This is a genomic window from Chryseobacterium viscerum, from assembly GCF_025949665.1.
In the GTDB taxonomy this organism is placed as follows: Bacteria; Bacteroidota; Bacteroidia; order Flavobacteriales; family Weeksellaceae; genus Chryseobacterium; species Chryseobacterium viscerum_A.
This window is the reverse complement of the sequence record NZ_JAPDFT010000003.1, coordinates 137,076-158,096: the sequence shown is the minus strand read 5'-3', so window position 1 is coordinate 158,096 and position 21,021 is coordinate 137,076. Positions and strand designations below refer to the sequence as shown.

The following is a 21,021-nucleotide window of genomic DNA, read 5'->3' as shown; positions in this document are numbered from 1 at the left end:
ATCGCAAAGGCACCAAGGTTTTATCACAAATTCCTTGCTGAAAATCTTTGATTTTCTAGCACCTTAAAAACGTATCAGGATAAAAACTTGGTGCCTTTGCGTTAAAAGCAAAATGATAAGCATCATTAAAACCACAAAGCTTCATCCAATCAACTTGTTGATTCCTTCTTTGCTTCCTAATATTAAGTATTACCAATAGAAACCTTTGCGTTTAAAAAAATCTACTTTATACAGTTCATTTACAGAGTTATAAATCTTTCAAAATACCTTCATAATCCGCTGTAAAACCATTTTCCATAGTCCCTTCAATACGATAGGTTTCCACATCTGTAATTCCTGTATAACTTCTGAAAACATCTTTGAGATAAGCCGAAATATAATCAGTAGCCCCATTAATACTTCTTCCGCCAGAAGCAATCGCAAGATATACTTTTTTATCTTTAAACTGTCCCACACGATTCCATTGTTCATCAAAAACATAAGTAACCCCTGCCCGGATCAGCTGATCCAGCCACGCCTTCAAAGGAGTTGAGATTCCCAGGTTAAACATAGGCGTTCCAATGACGATAATGTCTGCCTCACGTACTTCATCCACAATTGTATTCGCATAGGAAAGAAGATGCTTACTGTGTTCATCATATAGCTCAGGATGTTTATAGAACTCATGAATAGATACTTCATCAGCATGAGGTGGCGTTTCCTTAATCAGATCCCGTACAGTGATCTTTTTGATATTTCCCTGTTGTAAAAGTTTTTCCACAATGGCCGAACTCAGATTAGTACTATAAGATTGTTCTCCTCTTGCGCTGGAAATAATGTGCAGAATATTCTTCATACTTTTTTATTCTAATGACGATTAAACTTTCATTATGGGGACATGATGTTTCATTTTTGTCAGGTTAAAATTTTAAACAGCAGTATTCAATACTTTCTTTGATTGAAAAAGCCTGGTTTTAAATTGTTAGGCACCAAATACTTTGCTATATTTATAGGATCAAACCACCTCACAAAACTTTCTGCTATGAAAAAAGTTCTTTTAATCCTTCTGGGAATCATTGTCATTCTGGCCGCTGTAGTATTGATTAAAACATATACTTATCCCTTTAAAAAAAATAATATCGGAACAGGGGAAGGATGGAAACCTGTCAGAAATGATTCTGCAGTTATGAGGCTTTCAGGAGGGATAAAAGTTCCAACCGTTTCTACAGGTAGTTTAGGGGAATTTGACTACGCACCGTTTGATCAGTTTAAAACTTATTTAAAAACATCCTATCCATTAGTCTATCAGAATACGGAAAATGTTGAGGTGAACCAATATGGGCTGGTGTTCAGACTTAAAGGAAGCAATCCTGCCCTGGAACCCATTTTATTTCTTTCCCATATGGATGTTGTTCCTCCGGGAGAAGCTGATATCAAAAATAATGAAGAAATTATATTCCGGCCGGATGATAAACCGCTGGAACCTGTTTCAAAAGTAGCGGAAGACTGGGATTTTGCTCCTTTTTCCGGAGCTGTTGCCAATGGAAGAATCTATGGAAGAGGAGCAATAGATATGAAAGGAATGCTGTTCTCCCTAATGGAATCTATGAATTCTATGATTAAAAACAAACAGATTCCGCAGCGTGATATTTATCTTGCTTTTGGTTTTGATGAAGAAGTAGGTGGGCAAAAAGGAGCTATTCAGATTGCGGATTATTTTAAGAAAAAAGGATTAAAGTTCGATGCTGTTTATGACGAAGGCGGATTGATTATGCGAAAAGGAAACGTTGCAGGGATAGATACTGATGTCGCTGTCGTTGGATGTGCTGAAAAAGGCTTTCTTTCCGCAAAAATAAAAGTAAAAGGACTTGGCGGGCATTCTTCTATGCCTCCTATGGAAAGTGCCATCGGGAAAGCCGCGGTTATTATGCAGCGTTTGGAAGATGATCAGATGAAACCTGTGATCACTCCGTTGATCAAAGAATTTTTTAATAATATAGGAGGTGAAATGCCTTTTACGACAAGAATGGCCCTGGCCAATCAATGGCTTTTAAAACCTGTGTTGATTTCACAGCTTACCAAAAACAATACAACCAATGCTTTGGTAAGAACTACCACAGCTCTGACGATGATGAAGGGCAGCGACGGAACCAATGTGCTTTCTCCTGAAGTTGAATTTGTTGTTAATTTCAGATTACTTCCCGGAAATTCTGTAAAAGATGTGCGTGATCATATTGCCAAAGCGACTGAAGGTTTTGATGTTGAAGTAGAAGAAATTGATAATACAAGAGAAGCCTCTGCGATTTCTCCTACCAATACAAAAGCCTTTAAGATGATAGAAGCCGGAGTGAAAGAAATACATCCCGCAGCGATTGTTACTCCATATCTTACCATGGCAGGAACAGATGCCGGGAAATATGAGATCGTAAGTAAAAATGTTTACAGATTCATGCCGATCAAAATCAACAGTGCGGAACAACAGAGTATCCATAGCACCAATGAATATCTCAGTATTGAAAACTACCTGAAGATGATTCATTATTTTGAATACATCATGAAGAATTATGACAAATAAACGTCAATGATGAATGGTCAATTCGCTACGCTTGTGATTTAATGCGTATAACTAAATTTTTATATAAAGTGAGCATATTCTTAAACGCAGTGTTCGCAAAGCTTTCTATGATGTTTATTTTTTTTTGATAGCAGAGGTGTTTCACTCAGCAATGTATACACTAAGGTCCTGGCTGAACGAAGTGCCTTTGCGAACAAAATATAAAACGTTATCCAACAAACCTTGCGATCCTTAGCATTAAAATCATATTCACTATTGACTTTGCGAAGCAAAAATTGACTATTGATCAAAAATCTTTTTACAAAAAAATATATTGCGTCAAGTTTTGACGCATTACAGATATAGCTTTGTCATATCAAAATTACAGAGCTATGGAATTGCCATTTTACTTAAACTTTAACGACTTTGAAAGTAATTATTATGATAACCTTGAAAAATGGTTTGAAGAGTATCATAACACCAGCGAAACAGATTATCTGAATGCTCTTGCTGAGCTTTACCGTCCGTATGTTTATTATAATTTTACTGATGACATGCTAAAGCCGGATGCTTCCATTGAAGTGAAAGACTGCTTTTTTCCTTATCATGAAAAAATCGGGATTTCTTTCTGTATTGATTGTGAAAACGGAGCTTTACCAGCCAATGGCATGAATCAGGTTTTTGAATTTAAAAATATTTCCATGATGGAGTATGCCCAGCATATTCTGGATAAGATCAATAAGTTCTGTTCAAAAAATGCACATGCTTTGGACGGTACCAGAAATATTCAGGATTATATTAACAACTATACTATTATTACCTCAATGGAAGGAGTAGGGTATTGTATCAGCTACAACCGTCATCAGAAAGCAATTCCTTTTTTAAAAGCTTATCTTCCGTATTATGGCCAGACAGTCAATATGGCAATATACAGAGATTTTCTTTTTTCTGTTGTCCAGATTGCTGAATTCATAGATCAGAAACTGAAAACGGTACATGCTTTTAAACAGACCATTTACGCCCGTTCAAAAGCAGAAGCGAAATTCAATGTGCAGTTGAGCCGGCAGTTTTTGACGTTGTGCAACTAAAATTTTACACCAAACATTCATACTTAATTATATTGCGGAAAAACTTATGTTTTTCAATCAAAAATCCCGGTCAGCAATGATCGGGATTTTGTATTTAAATTCATTTAAGAATATTGTCTACCTATTTTTATAAGGAATATTCCAGATCAGATCCGCTGCCAGATAATGAACACCACCATGATGAATACTTCTGCTGTCTCGGATAAGATCATCCATATATCCTACATCTACGGTAAAAGGTGAATTAGGGATTGTAAACATATAGTAGGCTGCAATCCGCATTTCACGATACCCGAACGAACCCCACTCGGAATTTGGTTCATTGAGATGACTTATAGAAAACAGTGCTTCTGCGCTAAATGCCAGTTTCTGATTGTTTTTAGAAGATAAATTATAGGTCAGCTGGCTTTTGATACGGGTTCTCAATTGAAAATCTTCTTCTACCTTATGAAAGTCTGCATCGAAAAACTTTCTGAATTCCTGTCGTACTGTATTTTTTAGTTTCCAATTTTTTCCAAGATCAAAAGTATAGGCATATCTTCCGTAAATTCTGAATTCCTGTTCCGTATTTTCCTTATCATAAGGAGCCGTATTTTCGTATTGTGGCTGCCGACGGTAACTCAAGGCATAGCTATACTGCTGGTGCGGAGCAAAGGAATGGTAAACTTCATGATTCAAGACAATAATAGCCTGTTTTGAAAATAAATTATGATCATCCGGACTGCTTTTTCTCCCGATTGCAATATAGCTCAAAGCCTGTTTCTTACCCAAAGAATCCAGCTGTCGTTTTACTCCAAAGGCTCCCCAGAATGCAGTATTGGCATCACCTAATCCCGGTGGGCTGATCTGTGCTTTGACAGATGTTCCTATACATTCTAATAAAAATAATGCTGCAAAAATTTTTTTCGTGCTCAACATGATGGGTAGCTGCTTTACTGTTAATGTTAAATGACTGCGAAACCATGAGATGGAAAAAAATACCGTTGAAACGCAGAGAGAATATTTCGTGATCGCAAAATTATAAGCTTTGTTCATAGAATGTTTATTCAAAATCTTTTAATACTGTTTAAAAACATGACAAAATAAACATCTGATTTAGGATAGATTTAGGAATAAAATCCATTGTTAATAAAATGTGGATAACTTGTGGAAAAGTGGATAACTCATTATTAATTTTATATTCAATCACTTTTACAGTCGGCTGTACACTATTGTTTTAATATTTCAATTTTCAGGATGAAAAAACTATTGATTAAAATTTATTTAGAATAATTCAAATTAATATTGTGGGAGAGTTTGCTATTGTCTTATTTTGCACTTTTATTTATAATCACTTTAAATAAGGCTGAAAAAAATGATACAATCAAATGAATGTATGCTCTCTTCAGGGCATATGAATCACTCTGGAATGACTACACAGAATGCTATATCCATCCATTACAACATACAATGGTCTCAACAATTACTCATCCTTTTCTTCTCGTTGCTGAGCTTTACAACTCTGTATGCTCAGGATGTACATGGAGGAATAACAGGGAAAGTAAGTATGGTAGACGGGCAGCCTTTGAGAGCAATATCAGTCTCATTGCTGGAGACAGATCGCCAAACTCTGACGGATGATGAAGGGAATTATCATTTTGAAAACCTTAATGCAGGTTCATATACCCTAAAATTACAAATTCTGGGAAGTAAAGAAATCCGTCTTCCTGTTGAGGTTAAAATAGGTGAGGACACAAAACTAGACTATCAGCTTACCAAAGAAAATATTCAGGCGATACAGGAAGTGGTTATCATGAAAAATACAAACAGGTTTTCTAAGAAAGAAAGTGGATTTGTAGCAAGATTACCCCTGAAAAACTTAGAGAACCCTCAAGTATACAATACGGTTACAAAAGAACTTTTTCAGGAACAGGTGGCTGTAGATCTGGGAAGCATTTCTAAAAATGTACCGGGAGCGGGAGTTCCTATGATTGCCAACCAGGGAAGAGTAACATTCCGTTCAAGAGGTTTTGAAACAGAACCTAATGCGAGAAATGGAGTAGCAGGAGCAGCATTCTCAGTGATTGATCCCGTAAATCTTGAACGTATAGAAGCTATTAAAGGGCCGTCAGCTACATTATTCGGGAAAAGTGTAGCCAGCAGCTACGGTGGAGTCTACAACAGGGTAACGAAAAAACCTTATAACAATTTTGGCGGCGAAGTAGGCTACGTGGGAGGAAGCTGGAGCTATAACCGGCTGACAGTAGATGTGAATACTCCCGTAAACAAAGATAGAACTGCTCTTTTCCGTCTTAATGCAGCTGGAACTTTTGAAAAGAGCTTCCAGGATCTTGGGTTTACCAATTCTTTAGCAATTGCGCCTAGTTTCTCTTATCAGATCAACGATCGTATGTCACTCCTTCTTGACGTAGAGTTTAATCAGGCAAAAGGAACATCTGTTGTCCGTTTTAATCCTTATACAGGAAGCAATAAAACTCAGTCTATTGAAGATATGAAGTTTCCGTATTATAAAAAATTCTTAGGTGATGATCTGGCGTACGAAACCCAGATGATGAACATCTTTGCCCAACTGAACTATAAAGTTTCAGAAAACTGGACATCCCAGACCATATTATCCCGTGCAAGATCAACAATCAAAGGATACATTTCTGCGATTAATGGAAAGACAGATTCTACAGCAAGTGCTCAGGTAATGGTAGGGACAACGTCGTTTATTGCTACCAATATCCAGCAGAATTTCATCGGAGATTTCCATATCGGACGATTCAGAAACAGAATGGTGGTGGGATTGGATTATTATAACAATTCCAATCATTTCGACCGTTATCATACCAATACCAAAGTATTCAACTTTGTTCACCCTTCAGCAGATTTCAGAGTTAATCAGAATATCATTGATGCTCTTACAGCAACTTCTGCTTTCAGAAAAGAAAATAATAGTGATAATACCTATGCTGCGTATGTATCAGATGTATTCAATATCACAGACCAGCTTATGGTGATGGCCAGTTTGAGGGTAGACCGGTTTCAGTTTAAAGGAGTTTATGATATCACTACAGGAGAAATTAAAGGAGGATTAAGCAATAGCGGAACCCAGTCGGGACCTTATGGGCAGACTGCTTTTTCTCCCAAGGTGGGAATCGTGTATGAAATATTAAAAAATAAAGTTTCCTTATTTGGAAATTATATGAATGGTTTTAATAATGTAAGCGGTGTGGATATCAATGGAAATACATTCAGACCGGAATATGCCAATCAGTTGGAGTTTGGGGTGAAGGCAGATATTTTCAATCACAGATTGGTAGGAACATTAAGCTATTATAACATCCGTGTGGATAATATTTTAAGAACCAATCCTGATGATGTTAATTATTCGATACAGGACGGAACACAGTTAAGCAAAGGGATAGAAGCTGAAATTACTGCCAATCCGTTTGATGGATTTAATATTGTGGCGGGATATGCTTATAACGACAGTAAATATACCAATGCCAATCCTTCTGTTGATGGTTTAAGACCTGCATTGTCAGGACCTGCCAATATGTATAATTTTTGGATCAGCTACCGTATTTCTGAAGGTAAATTAAAAGGACTTGGAATAGGTGGAGGTGGAAATATGGGATCATCTTCCTACCAAACCAATACACAAACAGCAAAAGTGATTATTCCATCTTATAAAATGTTTGATCTGGGAATTTTCTATGATCAGCCGAAATATAGAGTAGGATTGAAATTTGACAATATCACTAATGAAAAAGCATGGTCTGTACGTTTGACACCACAGGCTCCGGCACGTTTTCTTGGAAGCGTTTCTTTAAAGTTTTAAATAGAATATATAATAATTGGAAAATCCCGGACGTAAGTCTGGGATTTTCCAATTATTATAAGATAGATCAGTTGATCCAAAGGCAGTAATTATTCCGGTAGCGTATTTTTCCATAAGAATTCCCCTGAAAAGTTCCCGGAGTAGTATCATTCCAGTCCTGTCGGATTACATACAGCCCAGGGAGGGTCGGTTTAAAAACAGCTTGGTGATTTTCATCAATAGAAATATTCTTCTCCCAGTTTTCGGGGTTGAATATTCTGATTGGAGCTCCCTTTTCTACGGGTTTCATATTTCGATATGGAGAAACGGTATAGACACCATTCTTTTCCTGAAGAATAATATCCATGAACTGGGCTGGTGACATACTCTCCGAAGGTTTCCCGACATGATAAGCACCACACATAAAATCAATAGGGCGTACATTTTCATCAGGATTTTTAGAACGCAGAAGAACAGGCAGTTGGTCATTCATGCCTAAAATCCGGTAAGTTCCTTCACTATTAGGGGTAAAAGTTGCTTCCCAGTGATCTCCCTTCATTTTCAATTCAAGTGTGGATTTTTCTCCTCTGGTATTAAGAATAAAGAAACGGAAATTTTTGATCTCCCGAAATTCTGGTCCTGTAGTCCGGTGACGTTCACTAAGATCATCAATAAAACCATAAAAGACCTGAACTTTGACAGGATCTTTTAATTTTCTTGATCCATGAATTTCCATCCAGTAAGCACTGGCTTTTGCCCATTGTGGAAATAGAAAGAAAGCTGAAAATAACAGCAATAAGAATACTGTTCGGAATTTATACATATTGAGGAATCATATTTGAATAAGCGAATTTAGTGAAAAAGGAAATAAACAAATTCTTAGAATTAATAGTTTTCTGACCACTGCTCATTTTAAAAGTGTTGTACTGATCCTCTCCGCAGGAATAATAAATTGCCACAATATATAAAATACTGTGGCAATCTGGTTTTATGGACTGTTATTTACATTTAGTTCTGTCTTACTCCGCACATAGCATCCCATGTTGTCCAAAAATGAGCATTAATGGCTCCGATAGGAGGGTTTGTACTGTCTGCAACGATGCCTACCATAGAAGCACAGTTGGAATTACAGCCTATTTCATTATGACTTCCCTGTTGTGGTGGAATCTGACGCCATGTACCGGTAGATCCGCTTAATAATTCTACTTTAATTTCAAATATCCCTGAAAGATTAGGGGTTTGAATTTGTTTGGTAGGATTCTCACTTGAGATGAAGTCGCTCCAGTTTCCCTGAGAAAAAGTTACACGCCATGTAGAAATCATTTTAGATGTATCATTTTGCGGGGAAAGATACACCCAGAACTGTGCTCCGTTTCCAAGTACCAGCTGACCTGAAGAATTTGCATTTACACTTGTTGATGTCATATTGATTTGGATTTTAGATGGTTAGATTGTATTTCAAAGTAACGAAGAACAGAGATTATATTTTATAGTATAAATTACCAATTGTTGTCTTGAGTAGAAATACTTAGAGAAAATAGGCGAAGTATTTTAACTAAAAAATCCTGTGCTAATGTAAGCACAGGATTTTATTTTCTTGCAGAGAGGAAGGGATTCGAACCCTCGATACAGTTACCCGTATACTACCTTTCCAGGGTAGCTCCTTCAACCACTCGGACACCTCTCTTTTTGAGATTGCAAAAATAGTGTAATTTCTTTAATATCCAAATTATTCTTGCAATTTAATCCGTAATTTCTCCACAAAGGCTTCTGGTGAAATTATCAGCAAAGCTTCCGGAGTAGCTTGGATTATCAATAAGGTGCATTGCTTTGGTAATCGCTGTTTCCGCAGTCATATCTCTTCCGCTGATTGCTCCGATCCTTGAGAAAATATTACTGTTTTCATACTTCCCAAATGAGATACCTCCTGAAATACACTGGCTTACCACTACGATTTCCGTTCCGTTATTTCTGATTTCCTGAAGTGTTTCCTGAGTTTTTGCACTGCTGAAAATAGTTCCTGAACCGAAAACCTGAAGAATAAGAACCTTCATTTTAGGGATTTCTCTGAAATGGCTTAAGTGCATTCCCGGAAAAATTCTCCAGAATAAAATATCTTCGGAAATATGTTCATCCACATGGAATTCCACCTCCGGATTACAGCGGAACAAATTATCTTTAATAATATTCAAATGAACTCCGGATTGCCCCAAAATAGGATAGTTCGGACTTGCATACGCATCAAAATACTCCGCAGAATATTTCAAGGTTCTGTTTCCTCTTAATAGTTTATATTCAAAATATATGGCAACCTCCTGAATCACTGCTTCATCATTCTCATAAAGACTGGCATAATAAAGGCTGGTCAGAAGATTTTCTTTCGCATCAGTTCTCAAGTCACCAATCGGCAGTTGAGAACCCGTCATGATCACCGGTTTTCTTAATCCTTTAAGCATGAAACTTAATGCTGATGCAGTATAAGACATAGTATCTGTCCCGTGAAGAATCAGAAAACCATCATAATCATTATAATTTTTTTGAATATAATTGGCTATTACTCTCCATTCTTCAGGTCCCATATCTGAGGAATCTAATGGTTTGGCGAAAGGATGAACGAAAACCTCACATTCCATGAGCTTCATTTCAGGCATTTTTTCAAATATATTACCAAAATCAAAGGCACGGAGACTTCCGGTTTCATAATCTTTTTCCATTCCGATGGTTCCACCGGTATAGATGAGCAGGACTTTTCGCTTCATGTACTATTTTTAATTAAGAATTGGAGCCCGATTAGGGTTCATAGGTCAAAATTACGTTAATTTGCAAAGATTTGAAAATGAATGAAACGCTTAGATTAAAATTTTATAAAAATAAAATGGAAATTGCAGACGTTTTATGGGGCTATTGAAAAAAATAACTGAATGCGGATGAAAGACTTAGCGCAAACTTTTGAATATTTAAAACAGTTTTTAACCGAAGAAAGACTCGCGAAAATTGAACATTTTTCCCAGGAAAGTTCAGATTTTGTACTTCCTGTTGTAGAGGATGTTTATCAGTTTCGAAATGCAGCAGCAATTGTACGTTCTGTGGAAGCCTGTGGTTTTCATAAAGTAGTGGCTTTGCAGGAAGAATACAGTTTTGAACCGAATCTTCGGGTAACAAAGGGTGCAGATACCTGGGTTGAAGTAGAAAAGCTTCCCCGAAATATGGAATCCTTTCAGAGTATTAAAGACAGAGGATACAAAATTGTGGTGGTTTCATTAGAAAATAATGCTAAAATGCTGCCTGAATATGAAATTACAGAACCCATTGCCTTAGTTTTTGGAACAGAGATGGAAGGGGTTTCTCAGGAAATCTTAGATTTTGCAGATGAAACGCTGGCAATTCCGATGTATGGCTTTACGAGAAGTTTCAACGTTTCTGTAGCCGCTTCAATCTGTATGTATGAATTGAAACAGAAGCTGATAAAATCTGATATTGATTATAAACTGAATGAAAAAAAGCTTTTAAGAATGAAAATCCTTTGGGCGGTCAACTCCATGAGAAGCGGACAGCAGATTTTTGAGAAATATCTGAGAGAAAATAATATTGACTGGAAATAATATTCAGAAATAAAAAAGAGAAGGTTTCTGGCCTTCTCTTTTTGTTATCTATATCATATTATAATAATTCCATGCGGCTACAAAAACGCCTGCGGTTTCAGTTCTCAGTCTTTGATTTCCGAGGGAGACCGCTTTTACTTTATTTTCTGCCAGAAATACAATTTCCTTTTCAGAAAAATCACCCTCAGGGCCTATTAGAAACGTAAGCTGTTCCATTTGGGGAATGTTTTTAAGATCAATTCTTTCCAGATTTTCATGACAGTGTGCTACAAAAGTATGTTCCGGATCAACGTTTTTCAGAAAATCCGTTAGTTTTACAGCATCATTGATGATCGGGAAATGAAATCTCAGACTTTGCTTAGACGCGGCAACAGCCTGTTTTCTGATTTTATCAATATTGATATTTTTACGTTCTGTTTTCTCTGTTACAATAATACTGATCTCAGAAACACCCATTTCCACAGCCTTTTCTACAAAGAACTCGATTCTGTCTATATTTTTGGTGGGAGCAATCGCAATATGAAGTTTCGGATTGAATTCCGGTAGGTTTTCTTTGATCTCAGAAACTTCAATACCTGCTTTCTTCCCTTCTATAATAAGTTTTCCGGAAGCCAGCTTTCCTTTTCCATCCGTCACATGAATATCTTCACCATCTTTCATACGAAGAACTTTTACAATATGTTGCTGCTCTTCATCGTTGATGATCACTTTTTGATCTGCTATTTCTCCGTAAAATAATTTCATATATCCTGACTTATAAATGCAACTCCTGTTTTAATGGTTGTGTATATGTCTGTATCACACTCCCTGTAAGAACACATGTATATTTCTTCTATCCAGATATTATTAATAAAAATCAGATTTAAATATTCCTGTTTTCTCAAATTATTTTTGATTGATAAATAATCTCCTTCTTTTGGAGTATAAGGAAAACTAAAAAGATGTTCAGAATTGATTAATTTTAAAACTTCATCTTTTATATCCTGAATATATCCTGTCTCAGAACTTCCTCCGGTAAACTCTGAAAAAGTTTCTGATCCCTCGTGCTTTCCTGTGACAGTTTCTAATACCCAGTAATATTTTGAATTCTTTTTAGACTGTGTCCCCAGTACTTTTTCTTCTAAGAGTATTTTCATAAATCGTATTTTGCCGTTGCGGAAGTTCTTAAATCTGTAAATTCTCCCCGCTCAAATTTCAGCTTCGCTACCATGGCAATCATGGCTGCATTATCTGTTGTATATTCAAATTTTGGAATGTAGATATCCCAACCCAGTCTTTCTTTGTTGTCTTCCATTGCTTTTCTAAGGGCAGAATTAGCCGATACACCACCTGCAATAGCCACCTGATTTACATTGAGATCTTTGGCCGCTTTTTCAAGCTTATTCATCAGAATTTCGATGATGGATTTCTGTACAGAAGCACAAAGATCATTAAGATTTTCCTTGATGAAATCCGGATTTTGTCTGACTTCTTTCTGTATGAAATACAACACGGAAGTTTTAATACCACTGAAAGAATAATCGTAGTTTTCCAACTTCGGTTTGTTGAATTTAAACGCATCAGGATTCCCTTCTTTCGACAATCTGTCGATAATAGGTCCTGCTGGATAGTCAAGGTCAAAAATCTTTCCGATTTTATCAAAAGCTTCTCCTGCGGCATCATCAATGGTTTTCCCGATGATTTCCATATCGAAATAGTCTTTTACCAGTACAATCATGGTATGTCCGCCACTTACCGTAAGACATAAGAATGGGAAAGTAGGCGGCACAGGATTTGCATCTTCGATGAAATGGGCCAGAATGTGGGCTTGAAGGTGATTTACTTCAATCAAAGGTACATTCAGGCTCATAGCCAAAGACTTAGCAAATGATGTTCCTACAAGAAGAGATCCTAAAAGTCCCGGTCCGCGAGTAAATCCTATAGCAGAGATAGCATTTTGTTGTATATTTGCTTTAGAAAAAGATTTTTCAACAACGGGGATAATATTTTGCTGATGGGCTCGTGAAGCCAATTCAGGGACAACACCACCATATTCTTTGTGGATGGCCTGGTTCGCGGCAATGTTTGAAAGAATAGAATTTCCCTTGATGATAGCTGCTGAGGTGTCGTCGCAGGACGATTCAATACCTAAAATTATAGAGTCGCTCATAATAATGGCAAAGTTAGAGAATAATAACGAGAATGAGAATAAAAAATCAGTAGCTGAAAACCTAGGTGATCAGGTACAGAAAACTGTCGAAAATGTAGAAGAAAAAGTTCGGGAGACAGTAAAAGAAGCATCTGAGCTGGCTTCAGATGCCATACATCATCCTGTGGAAACGGCTGAAGAGTTTGGGAAACAGGCTGTGAAGGATGTTACCAGCTATACCTGGTGGGCAAAACTTCTCTTAATTCTCTTTTGGCTTGGTATTTTTCTTGTAGGAGGAGTACTTATTGCCGTCAATCTTCCGGTAACGAAAAAATGGGCAGCAGATCAGGCGCTAAAGCTTGTTAATAATGATTTTAAATCTGATTTTTCTACAGAAAGTGTAGACGTAAACTACTTCGGTGATGTAACAATAAAAGGGTTAAAAGTAAAAGACTATAAAGGATTTAATTTTATCACAGCCCGCGAGTTTCGTGCAGATTCAGACTGGATATCTCTTGCTGTAAATGCCATCTCAGGAAACAGTAATTCTTTAAGTTTTAACTCCCTGGCTCTGGTAAATGCTGATGTAAAAGTGATTACTTATAAAGGAGACAGCATATCAAACTTTGTAAGATTTGTTGACCTCTTCGATAACGGAAAGAAAAGAGACCCGAAAAAACCTCCTTTTCAGCTGAATTCCAGAATTCAGATTATTGATTCTAAAGTTTCCATTATCAATGAAAATTCTCCCGGAGAACAAGGGAAGTGGCTTACGGCAACAAAATTCAACTTAAAAGCACCTAATGTAAAAGTCAACGGACCGAATGTTTCGGCGTTGATCAATAATATGTCTTTTGTGACCTCAAGATGGGGAAAATCTCATTTTGTCGATACTTTTTCAACAGAACTGTCTCTAACGAAGCAGTTTTTGTCGTTAAAAGACCTTACGCTCAATACAGATCATAGCTTACTTCAGGGAGATATTAAATTTAATCTTCATGACGGGTCCTGGGCAGATTTTGCAGACAAAGTGCGTTGGGATATGAATATCCAGCAGGGAAGCCAGCTTAGCGGTTATGACATCAGTTATTTTGTGACGAACTGGGATAATATCAAGCCATTCAACCTTGCGGGGAAAATGACAGGGCCTCTGAACAAATTCCATCTGGAAAATTTCCTGATCAGAAATCCTGACGTCAATATTGCAACCAAAACAATGAAGGTTGATAACCTGCTGAAAGGACATTTTGCCATTGAGACAAAAGATCTTTCCGCAGATTTTACTTATAAGGATTTAAAAGCAATGATGCCTTCCTTTATCTCCAAAAAGATGAAGAATTTTGCAGATGATTTCGGGAAATTAAAGTATAACGGAACAGCAAAAGTAAATCCGGATCAGATCTATGTAGAGAGTGGGAATTTAATGACGGGAATAGGGCAGGCTAAAATATCCAAACTTACCTTATCCGGTTACAGCACTGCAATGCCTAAATATTCCGGTTATCTTGATGTGAAAGACCTTAATACATCTGTTATTACAAAGAATAAAACAGTAGGCTTGATCTCTGGTAAATTTGATCTTAATGGTCAAAGCTTTGATGTTAATACCATGCGTCTGACAACTAAATCTCAGATTGCAAGCATTGAAATTATGGATAAAACGATCAATAATCTATACCTGGACGGATTATTGGATCATAAAAAATATAACGGACTTATTACTGTTAATGATGAACAGGCAAAAGTAACGATTAAAGGATTAATAGATTTCAGTACTTCAAGAGTTGCTATGGATGTGAACGCGGATGTCACCTACCTTAACATGAATTACTTTACCAATAAACCTGGCAGTCAGGTGGTAAGCGGTCAGGTAGAAGGAAAGATGGCCATGTCTTCCATTAATGATCTTACTTTAGATGTCAATGCCAATAATCTGAATTTTGCTACGGCAACTCAAAAATATACTATTCCGAATGCCAAATTAAAGACATTCGTGGAAGCGGGAGGCCGTGTGATTGATGTAGATGCTCCGGGAGCTGCTACAGGAAAGATATCGGGAAGATATAGCCTTGCAGATCTCGCAGGCATGGTAGAAAACGGAGTGGGAAGAATATTGGTGGGGCCACCACCGAGAAAATTATACCGTGGACAGAATTTTGCTTTGAAGTTTGATGTTCAGCAGGGGCTTGTAAATTACTTTTTACCGGAACTTAAACTACCACAGGGAGCTTTAGTGGAAGGAGAATACGACGGAAATTCAAACAACCTTATTCTGAATCTGGATGCTGCTTCTTTGAAATATATAATGACGAAGGAAGAGGAAATTACAGATGCTGATAAGGCCCTGGCAGATTCCAATCCTGATTATAAAGTTAATGACCGGAAAAATCTTAACAGAGACAGTGCAATGGTGGATAGTGTTAAAGTGAGAATTAACACAGCAGATCTTAGCCAGCAGTTGTATGCAAAGATTAACAGGGTAGTTTATAACAAAAATGTAATCAAAGACTTTGAGCTTAAAGGAAATAATGAGAATGGAAATACTCTTCATTTAGCTACCGTATTTAAGCATGGAAGTCCTGATGATGAAATTAATGAAAAGCTTAAAGAATATGCTATTAATGTAGATCAGTCTACCGATGCAGCGGGTGATTATGTATTCAGATTTGAGCCTACCGAAGTGAAATTCAATGAAGTGACCTGGGCTATAGATACAAGTCCGGAACTGAATCACTCCATTACCTATAGAAGGAATACAGGAGATTTTGATATCAGAAACCTGAGGGTTTATTCCGATAAAAGTGCTTTGCTTATTAAAGAAGCACAATTTAAATCGGCGAAAGATTTTTATGTAGATGCTGATATAAATGATTTTTCTGTAGAAAAACTCCTGGAAATGCAGTCAGGGGGAAATACAATGGGTATAAAAGGCCTTGCCAATGGAAGTGTCAAGATCAAAATGGACAAAAGCACTCTTCAGCCACTGGTAGATCTTACTATTGATGATATCAAGATGAACGGCAATGATATGGGGGATATCTCTATCTCTGCTACCAATGGTTTCTCACTGAACGTTTATGATATAGATGTAAAAGTTCATTCTGCAGGAGTCCTTGGAAATAACAGTCTTAACCTTACAGGAACCGTTAATAATAATACCTCTTCTCCCATCATTGATCTTACGGCGGAAATGCGTGATTTTGATCTTTCATTTACTCAGCAGTTTGTACAGACTATTTTCGGAAATCTTAGAGGAAAAGCAACCGGAGATCTTAAAATCAATGGAAAGCTCAATAATCTGGATTATAACGGTGATATAGCTTTAAAAGATTTTGGATTAAAGCTTTTATTTACCGGAGTGGACTATTCGTTTGATGATACTGTGATTCAGCTGACCAAAGGACTAGCCATTCTCAACAATATTGAGGTGCATGATGGAAGGACTAATTCTAAAGGAAATGTTTCCGGGGCGATCCAGTTTGAAACTCTCTCTTCAATGGGGGTATCTCTCGTAATGAGGGCAGACAATCTGTTGATGCTTAATACTACTCAAAAAGATTTTGACCTGTTCTGGGGAAGAGTTTACGGGCAGGGAGATCTTTATGTAGATGGACCTGTTTCAGGACTAAGTATTACGACTCCTAATATGAAGGCCCTTAACGGAAGTACCTTTACCTTTAATTCCAGTTCTACATCTAATGTCGAAGAGTTCAAGATGCTGAGGTTCCTCAAAGAAGGAAAAGACGGTCTTATTACACTGGAAGAAAAGAAGAAAACAGGAGCCAATATGAATATTGATTTCAATCTGGCCGTAGATAAAGGAACTACCGTAAATGTACTGGTGGGAGATGATGTAGGAAATATTACCGTAAAAGGTTCTGCAGATCCGTTGAGGTTCCACATGAACAGACAGGGAAATATCGCCATGAGCGGTACTTATAAAGTAGATAACGGAACATTTGTCTCTAAGGCAATTCTTAATAAAACTTTCCAGATAGAAAGGAACAGTAGTATCAGATGGGATGGTGATGCTATGAAGCCTGCATTAGACATTAATGCCAATTATATAAGAATGGTGGCCAATGTTGGGGAATATCTGAGTATGGGAAAACTACAGCCTATCAGTGTTTTGTTACAAGCTCATATTACCCAATCTTTGGTAGACCCTCAGATTGATCTGAATGTAACTGCTATGGATGTGTCCAGCCAGGTAAGAGAAACGCTGGCTGCTAAAATGAGTCAGGAAGGCGAGAAAGTACTTCAATTCGGTTCGGTTCTTTTATTGAGTACCTTTAACGTATCCAATAGTGGTGGAGTAGAAGTAAATGTAGGTAACGTTGCAGAATCACAAGGGTATAATATGCTTCTTAAACAGCTGGGATCTGTTCTTAATACAATGAGTAATGAATTCCAGATTGACCTTAATTACGTAAAAGGAGATCAGAATTCGACAGTTGGTGACAGAGCGAATGCAGGAGTAAGTGTAGCACTTTCTCCTAGAGTTAATATTAAAACCGGACTGGGAATTCCTCTATCGAAAACAGATAACACACAGAATAACTATCTTTCCGGAGAAGGATCTGTAGAATATGACCTTTCTAAAAAGAATGATGGAAGTTTGATCATACGAGGGTATTCTAAACCTACCAATATCGGTATGGGAATGGTGAGTACAAACGGTTCTGCAAATCAAGCCTATGGAGGAGGTGTTGTGTGGAGTAAAAGCTTCAATTCTTTGTTTAAAAAGAAGAAAAAAGACAAAAAAACTTCAGATGCAAAAGGTGAAATAAAAACAGATTCTATAAAATCGAATAGTAAATAATTAGAATATTTTAATGATTTTTATCATCTGTGTTAATTATTGTTAATATTTGATATATATTTTTTAGTTAAATTATTTTTCGTAAATTTGCAAAAAATACATAGATTTTTTAAAGAAATTGTAATTTAACTAATATGAACTATCAACTGGACGAAATAGACAAGAAAATTCTTGATTTCTTAGTAGAAAACACAAGAATGCCTTTTACTGAAATTGCAAAGCAGATGGATGTTTCTGCTGGAACAATTCACGTAAGAGTGAAAAAGATGGAAGATGCAGGTATTATTTTGGGATCATCTCTTAATATCGATTATGGTAAGCTGGATTATCACTTTACAGCTTTCATAGGGATCCTTTTGACAAAATCAAACCGTACTCAGGAAGTATTGAAAGAATTGTCAACTTTACCTAACGTCATTGAAGCTAGCGTTATTTCAGGGAAATATAATATTTTCTGTAAAGTAAGAGCTAAGAATACGGATGATGCTAAAAGAATTATTTATCAGATAGATGACATTCAGGACGTAATGAGAACTGAAAGTATGATTTCTATGGAAGAATTCTTAAGTGACAAAAACAGACTGATCAACGCTATCTCTGTATAAGTCAAATTTTAAACGAATAATTATAAAAGAACTTATGAAATCTCTCATAAGTTCTTTATTTTTGTAGGTATGGAAGAATACAGCTATTTTGACGAAGATCCGAAGAAAGGATGGGGATTTGTACTGGCATTTGCAGCCTTAATGTTGTTTACTATAATGGGACTTGGAATAGATGTGGATGAATATCTGCAGCATGAATATCTGGAGATCCCAAGGTGGTATTTCTATGTTATTTTTTCAATTGATGTATTGATGATGATCGGGCTGGTACTGATGTTCTTCTACAGAAAAATAGGAATCTTCATGTTTCCGGCTTTACTGGTGATGCACTTCTTTATGCACAATTATTACCTGTCTACATTCTTATATACAGATGTTACCAACCTTTTTCTGTTTACAGGATTCGGAATGCTTGCCATTATCCCGAAATGGAAGTTTTTCAAATAAGGAATAATCACTTTATAAATAAAATAATAAACGGCTTTTAAATAGAATTTAAAAGCCGTTTTTGAATATAAGGGGGATGAGAAATACTATTTGAGTTCTAGCGAATTAAATTTTTTTTGCTTCAAAGGATTTTTTGTCCAGTCTTCCCAGTTTCCTGTATAGGGATTATAGCCGCATTTCAGAGGTTTTGATATATTGAGTCCTTCTTTGTTTTTTTCTGCATTTTCGGTATACGCCCTGCAGTCTGTGCAGACATAACGGAACTCGCAGTCTTTACAGATTTCTATATTGTCTTTGGTTAGATTCCAGTATTTTTTGAAATCAGGTTGGGTGATAGCTTCTTCAAGGTTGTTATTCCGAATGTTTCCAAAGCTTTCAGCCATCAGCGGACAGTTCTTAATGCTGCCGTTTCGGTCAATACCTATCTTTTTATACAGGCAGGAATTATGGTTCATCGCTTCCAGTACTTTTGGAAGGTTGGTGTTGAAATATTTCAGTTCCACTTTTCCACAGGCAGATATTTTCAGGTCATCTTTCAGGAAATTCAGCGAGAATCTATATTCATTTTTAGCTTTGAAAGGAGGTCTTAAACAATTGTAAAAAATGAGACTGTATATTCTGACAGTATTTTTTTGAAGAGCCTGTATAAAAGATAGATTGGTTTCCTTATGAAACGGAGAGAATATTTCTATTCCCGAAAGCACGGAGGTTTTAAATACATCATCAATTTCTATGAATTCATTTATTGTTAATGGTTTTAAACTGTAAATAACCAAATGTTTAATGCCAAGGTTTTCTATAGATGGTTTTATTTTTTTCAGCAACACAATATCTTCCATTTCTATAAAGAGATCTGTAATGATACTGGGCTCATGGTATTCATAAGAAAGAGGAGGGAAGTTCCTGTCCCAATCGTTTTCAGTAATAAATCCGTATTCTTTTTCCAGCAGGAGATTGATATATTCATGAACAATTGCTGTGGATTCTTCATCATAATCTTTTAGAATGTCTTCAAGAGAATGATTTTTCATATCTTCTACAATCTCGTACAATTCCAGAGGAAATAGTTCAGATACATTTCTATGCAGATCCGAAATGAGAATTCTGCTGGCTCCTTTGGTGATCAGGATTGTTGAAAATAGATTAAAGTATTTCATAGGCTATGTGAAATTTTAACAAATGATCTGTATTATTTTTTCTTTGAATTATTCTTTAAAAATTCTTTTGTTATTTTTCTCCTAACTTTGAGACTTTGTAGCCCGATAAGTTTTCTATTGTAATTAATGTTCACAGAATCCTTTATAATTTCTTCATCAGTACTTTTTACACCATATACAGGTTTTAAATGATTAACCTGAACATGTCTTTCTACCATTTCTACATAATCTCTCGGTGGTAGATCACCGGATTTTATATAGTTCAATAGTTTGGTTTTGAAATACTCATAATCTTCTATTTGTGCCATATGATTTAAATAAATAAACATTGGCATAAAAACGCCATCATCTGTTTCAAGTCCTATTTTTTGCATTGATGGATAGCCATAGTTTGCTAATGTCCACTTTAGCAATGCAGCATTTTTTCTGAAATTATTTAATGATTGTTGACCAGTTATTGAATCCTTCGCCTGATCCCTGATAAATGCGATCCTAAAAGAATCAATAAGTTGCTTGTTTAATGAATTTTTCCATTTCACTACCTTCTGCTCTACTGTAATACTATCAATACCATATTTTTTATATAGTTTAAAAAAATCTGTATCTTCTCGTTTGAACTTCCAATATGGAGCAACTAAGGGTATAAGTTTATATAGACTTTTTTTTCCTCCAAAATTTTTATTGTATTTATCTGAAAACTTAATATAGTTTTCGTATTCTTCCATTCTTTCATCATTTCGGGGCTCAAAATTTCGGAATACTCTTTTAAATTTTTTTATAGCAGTAAGAGTATCATTCTTCATTCTGTAGATACTGTCAATTTCATTGACCTTA

17 protein-coding genes and 1 tRNA gene are annotated in these 21,021 nt (G+C 36.3%); 7 read left to right on the top strand and 11 right to left on the bottom strand.

The features are described from left to right. Positions 1-247: 247 nt before the first annotated feature. Positions 248-835, bottom strand: coding sequence for an FMN-dependent NADH-azoreductase (locus OL225_RS17535; protein WP_264519085.1), 588 nt, complete (start codon positions 833-835; stop codon positions 248-250). A gap of 186 nt (positions 836-1,021) precedes the next feature. On the opposite strand from OL225_RS17535, the gene OL225_RS17530 reads away from it, so the two are divergent. Beyond that, positions 1,022-2,554: a M20/M25/M40 family metallo-hydrolase gene (locus OL225_RS17530; protein WP_264519084.1), complete on the top strand. Its 1,533-nt coding sequence runs from the start codon at positions 1,022-1,024 to the stop codon at positions 2,552-2,554. Positions 2,555-2,925: 371 nt separating this feature from the next. Then, a complete protein-coding gene (locus tag OL225_RS17525) occupies positions 2,926-3,621 on the top strand; it encodes a hypothetical protein (RefSeq protein ID WP_047373639.1) in 696 nt (231 codons plus the stop codon). A gap of 117 nt (positions 3,622-3,738) precedes the next feature. On the opposite strand, the gene OL225_RS17520 is transcribed toward OL225_RS17525, so the two are convergent. Continuing rightward, the gene (locus tag OL225_RS17520; protein WP_264519083.1) at positions 3,739-4,539 is read right to left on the bottom strand and encodes a DUF2490 domain-containing protein; all 801 of its coding nucleotides are present in this window, start codon (positions 4,537-4,539) and stop codon (positions 3,739-3,741) included. A 436-nt stretch (positions 4,540-4,975) separates the two neighbouring features. On the opposite strand from OL225_RS17520, the gene OL225_RS17515 reads away from it, so the two are divergent. Next, entirely contained in the window at positions 4,976-7,447 is a 2,472-nt protein-coding gene (locus OL225_RS17515) for a TonB-dependent receptor (protein WP_264519082.1), read from the top strand. A gap of 67 nt (positions 7,448-7,514) precedes the next feature. Here the strand turns inward: OL225_RS17515 and OL225_RS17510 are convergent, their stop codons facing one another. From OL225_RS17510 to OL225_RS17495, 4 genes are all read right to left on the bottom strand, one after another. Further along, entirely contained in the window at positions 7,515-8,249 is a 735-nt protein-coding gene (locus tag OL225_RS17510) for a hypothetical protein (RefSeq protein WP_264519081.1), read from the bottom strand. A gap of 185 nt (positions 8,250-8,434) precedes the next feature. Next, on the bottom strand, positions 8,435-8,851 hold the full coding sequence (locus tag OL225_RS17505; RefSeq protein ID WP_047373642.1) for a hypothetical protein: 417 nt from the start codon (positions 8,849-8,851) through the stop codon (positions 8,435-8,437). A 175-nt stretch (positions 8,852-9,026) separates the two neighbouring features. Next, positions 9,027-9,113 (bottom strand) — tRNA-Ser (locus OL225_RS17500). Positions 9,114-9,168: 55 nt separating this feature from the next. Beyond that, positions 9,169-10,185, bottom strand: a complete 1,017-nt coding sequence (locus OL225_RS17495) for an asparaginase (protein ID WP_047373643.1) — start codon at positions 10,183-10,185, stop codon at positions 9,169-9,171. A 162-nt stretch (positions 10,186-10,347) separates the two neighbouring features. Here OL225_RS17495 and OL225_RS17490 point away from each other — a divergent pair, with 162 nt between their 5' ends. Continuing rightward, positions 10,348-11,028 (top strand): TrmH family RNA methyltransferase, encoded by a 681-nt coding sequence (locus OL225_RS17490; protein ID WP_413541858.1) that lies wholly within the window; start codon positions 10,348-10,350, stop codon positions 11,026-11,028. A 48-nt stretch (positions 11,029-11,076) separates the two neighbouring features. On the opposite strand, the gene OL225_RS17485 is transcribed toward OL225_RS17490, so the two are convergent. Genes OL225_RS17485 through tsaD form a run of 3 tightly spaced genes read right to left on the bottom strand, consistent with a single transcriptional unit; the run spans position 11,077 to position 13,177 of the window. Further along, positions 11,077-11,772, bottom strand: a complete 696-nt coding sequence (locus OL225_RS17485; protein WP_047373645.1) for an RsmE family RNA methyltransferase — start codon at positions 11,770-11,772, stop codon at positions 11,077-11,079. After that, complete coding sequence (locus tag OL225_RS17480) at positions 11,769-12,164, bottom strand: hypothetical protein (RefSeq protein ID WP_047373646.1); 396 nt, start codon at positions 12,162-12,164, stop codon at positions 11,769-11,771. The genes OL225_RS17485 and OL225_RS17480 overlap by 4 nt, the downstream gene beginning before the upstream one ends. Further along, on the bottom strand, positions 12,161-13,177 hold the full coding sequence (tsaD, locus tag OL225_RS17475) for a tRNA (adenosine(37)-N6)-threonylcarbamoyltransferase complex transferase subunit TsaD (protein ID WP_264519079.1): 1,017 nt from the start codon (positions 13,175-13,177) through the stop codon (positions 12,161-12,163). Before tsaD ends, OL225_RS17480 begins: the two co-directional genes overlap by 4 nt. Positions 13,178-13,181: 4 nt before the next feature. Here tsaD and OL225_RS17470 point away from each other — a divergent pair, with 4 nt between their 5' ends. From OL225_RS17470 to OL225_RS17460, 3 genes are all read left to right on the top strand, one after another. Continuing rightward, positions 13,182-17,978 (top strand): translocation/assembly module TamB, encoded by a 4,797-nt coding sequence (locus OL225_RS17470; RefSeq protein WP_264519078.1) that lies wholly within the window; start codon positions 13,182-13,184, stop codon positions 17,976-17,978. A gap of 134 nt (positions 17,979-18,112) precedes the next feature. Continuing rightward, positions 18,113-18,583 (top strand): Lrp/AsnC family transcriptional regulator, encoded by a 471-nt coding sequence (locus OL225_RS17465; protein WP_034696982.1) that lies wholly within the window; start codon positions 18,113-18,115, stop codon positions 18,581-18,583. A 69-nt stretch (positions 18,584-18,652) separates the two neighbouring features. After that, the gene (locus tag OL225_RS17460; RefSeq protein WP_047373649.1) at positions 18,653-19,030 is read left to right on the top strand and encodes a hypothetical protein; all 378 of its coding nucleotides are present in this window, start codon (positions 18,653-18,655) and stop codon (positions 19,028-19,030) included. 86 nt (positions 19,031-19,116) lie between these two features. Here OL225_RS17460 and gwsS read toward each other — a convergent pair whose 3' ends face one another. Together gwsS and OL225_RS17450 are read right to left on the bottom strand one after the other, a co-directional pair. Next, positions 19,117-20,187, bottom strand: coding sequence for a grasp-with-spasm system SPASM domain peptide maturase (gene gwsS / locus OL225_RS17455; RefSeq protein ID WP_264519077.1), 1,071 nt, complete (start codon positions 20,185-20,187; stop codon positions 19,117-19,119). Between the two features lie 32 nt (positions 20,188-20,219). Further along, complete coding sequence (locus OL225_RS17450) at positions 20,220-20,912, bottom strand: hypothetical protein (protein ID WP_264519076.1); 693 nt, start codon at positions 20,910-20,912, stop codon at positions 20,220-20,222. Positions 20,913-21,021 lie beyond the last annotated feature (109 nt).

Coding starts and splice junctions, on each gene's coding strand:
- OL225_RS17535 (WP_264519085.1), bottom strand. CDS start 835: ATGAAGAATATTCTGCACATTATTTCCAGCGCAAGAGGAGAACAATCT.
- OL225_RS17530 (WP_264519084.1), top strand. CDS start 1,022: ATGAAAAAAGTTCTTTTAATCCTTCTGGGAATCATTGTCATTCTGGCC.
- OL225_RS17525 (WP_047373639.1), top strand. CDS start 2,926: ATGGAATTGCCATTTTACTTAAACTTTAACGACTTTGAAAGTAATTAT.
- OL225_RS17520 (WP_264519083.1), bottom strand. CDS start 4,539: ATGTTGAGCACGAAAAAAATTTTTGCAGCATTATTTTTATTAGAATGT.
- OL225_RS17515 (WP_264519082.1), top strand. CDS start 4,976: ATGATACAATCAAATGAATGTATGCTCTCTTCAGGGCATATGAATCAC.
- OL225_RS17510 (WP_264519081.1), bottom strand. CDS start 8,249: ATGTATAAATTCCGAACAGTATTCTTATTGCTGTTATTTTCAGCTTTC.
- OL225_RS17505 (WP_047373642.1), bottom strand. CDS start 8,851: ATGACATCAACAAGTGTAAATGCAAATTCTTCAGGTCAGCTGGTACTT.
- OL225_RS17495 (WP_047373643.1), bottom strand. CDS start 10,185: ATGAAGCGAAAAGTCCTGCTCATCTATACCGGTGGAACCATCGGAATG.
- OL225_RS17490 (WP_413541858.1), top strand. CDS start 10,348: ATGCGGATGAAAGACTTAGCGCAAACTTTTGAATATTTAAAACAGTTT.
- OL225_RS17485 (WP_047373645.1), bottom strand. CDS start 11,772: ATGAAATTATTTTACGGAGAAATAGCAGATCAAAAAGTGATCATCAAC.
- OL225_RS17480 (WP_047373646.1), bottom strand. CDS start 12,164: ATGAAAATACTCTTAGAAGAAAAAGTACTGGGGACACAGTCTAAAAAG.
- tsaD (WP_264519079.1), bottom strand. CDS start 13,177: ATGAGCGACTCTATAATTTTAGGTATTGAATCGTCCTGCGACGACACC.
- OL225_RS17470 (WP_264519078.1), top strand. CDS start 13,182: ATGGCAAAGTTAGAGAATAATAACGAGAATGAGAATAAAAAATCAGTA.
- OL225_RS17465 (WP_034696982.1), top strand. CDS start 18,113: ATGAACTATCAACTGGACGAAATAGACAAGAAAATTCTTGATTTCTTA.
- OL225_RS17460 (WP_047373649.1), top strand. CDS start 18,653: ATGGAAGAATACAGCTATTTTGACGAAGATCCGAAGAAAGGATGGGGA.
- gwsS (WP_264519077.1), bottom strand. CDS start 20,187: ATGAAATACTTTAATCTATTTTCAACAATCCTGATCACCAAAGGAGCC.
- OL225_RS17450 (WP_264519076.1), bottom strand. CDS start 20,912: ATGGAAGAATACGAAAACTATATTAAGTTTTCAGATAAATACAATAAA.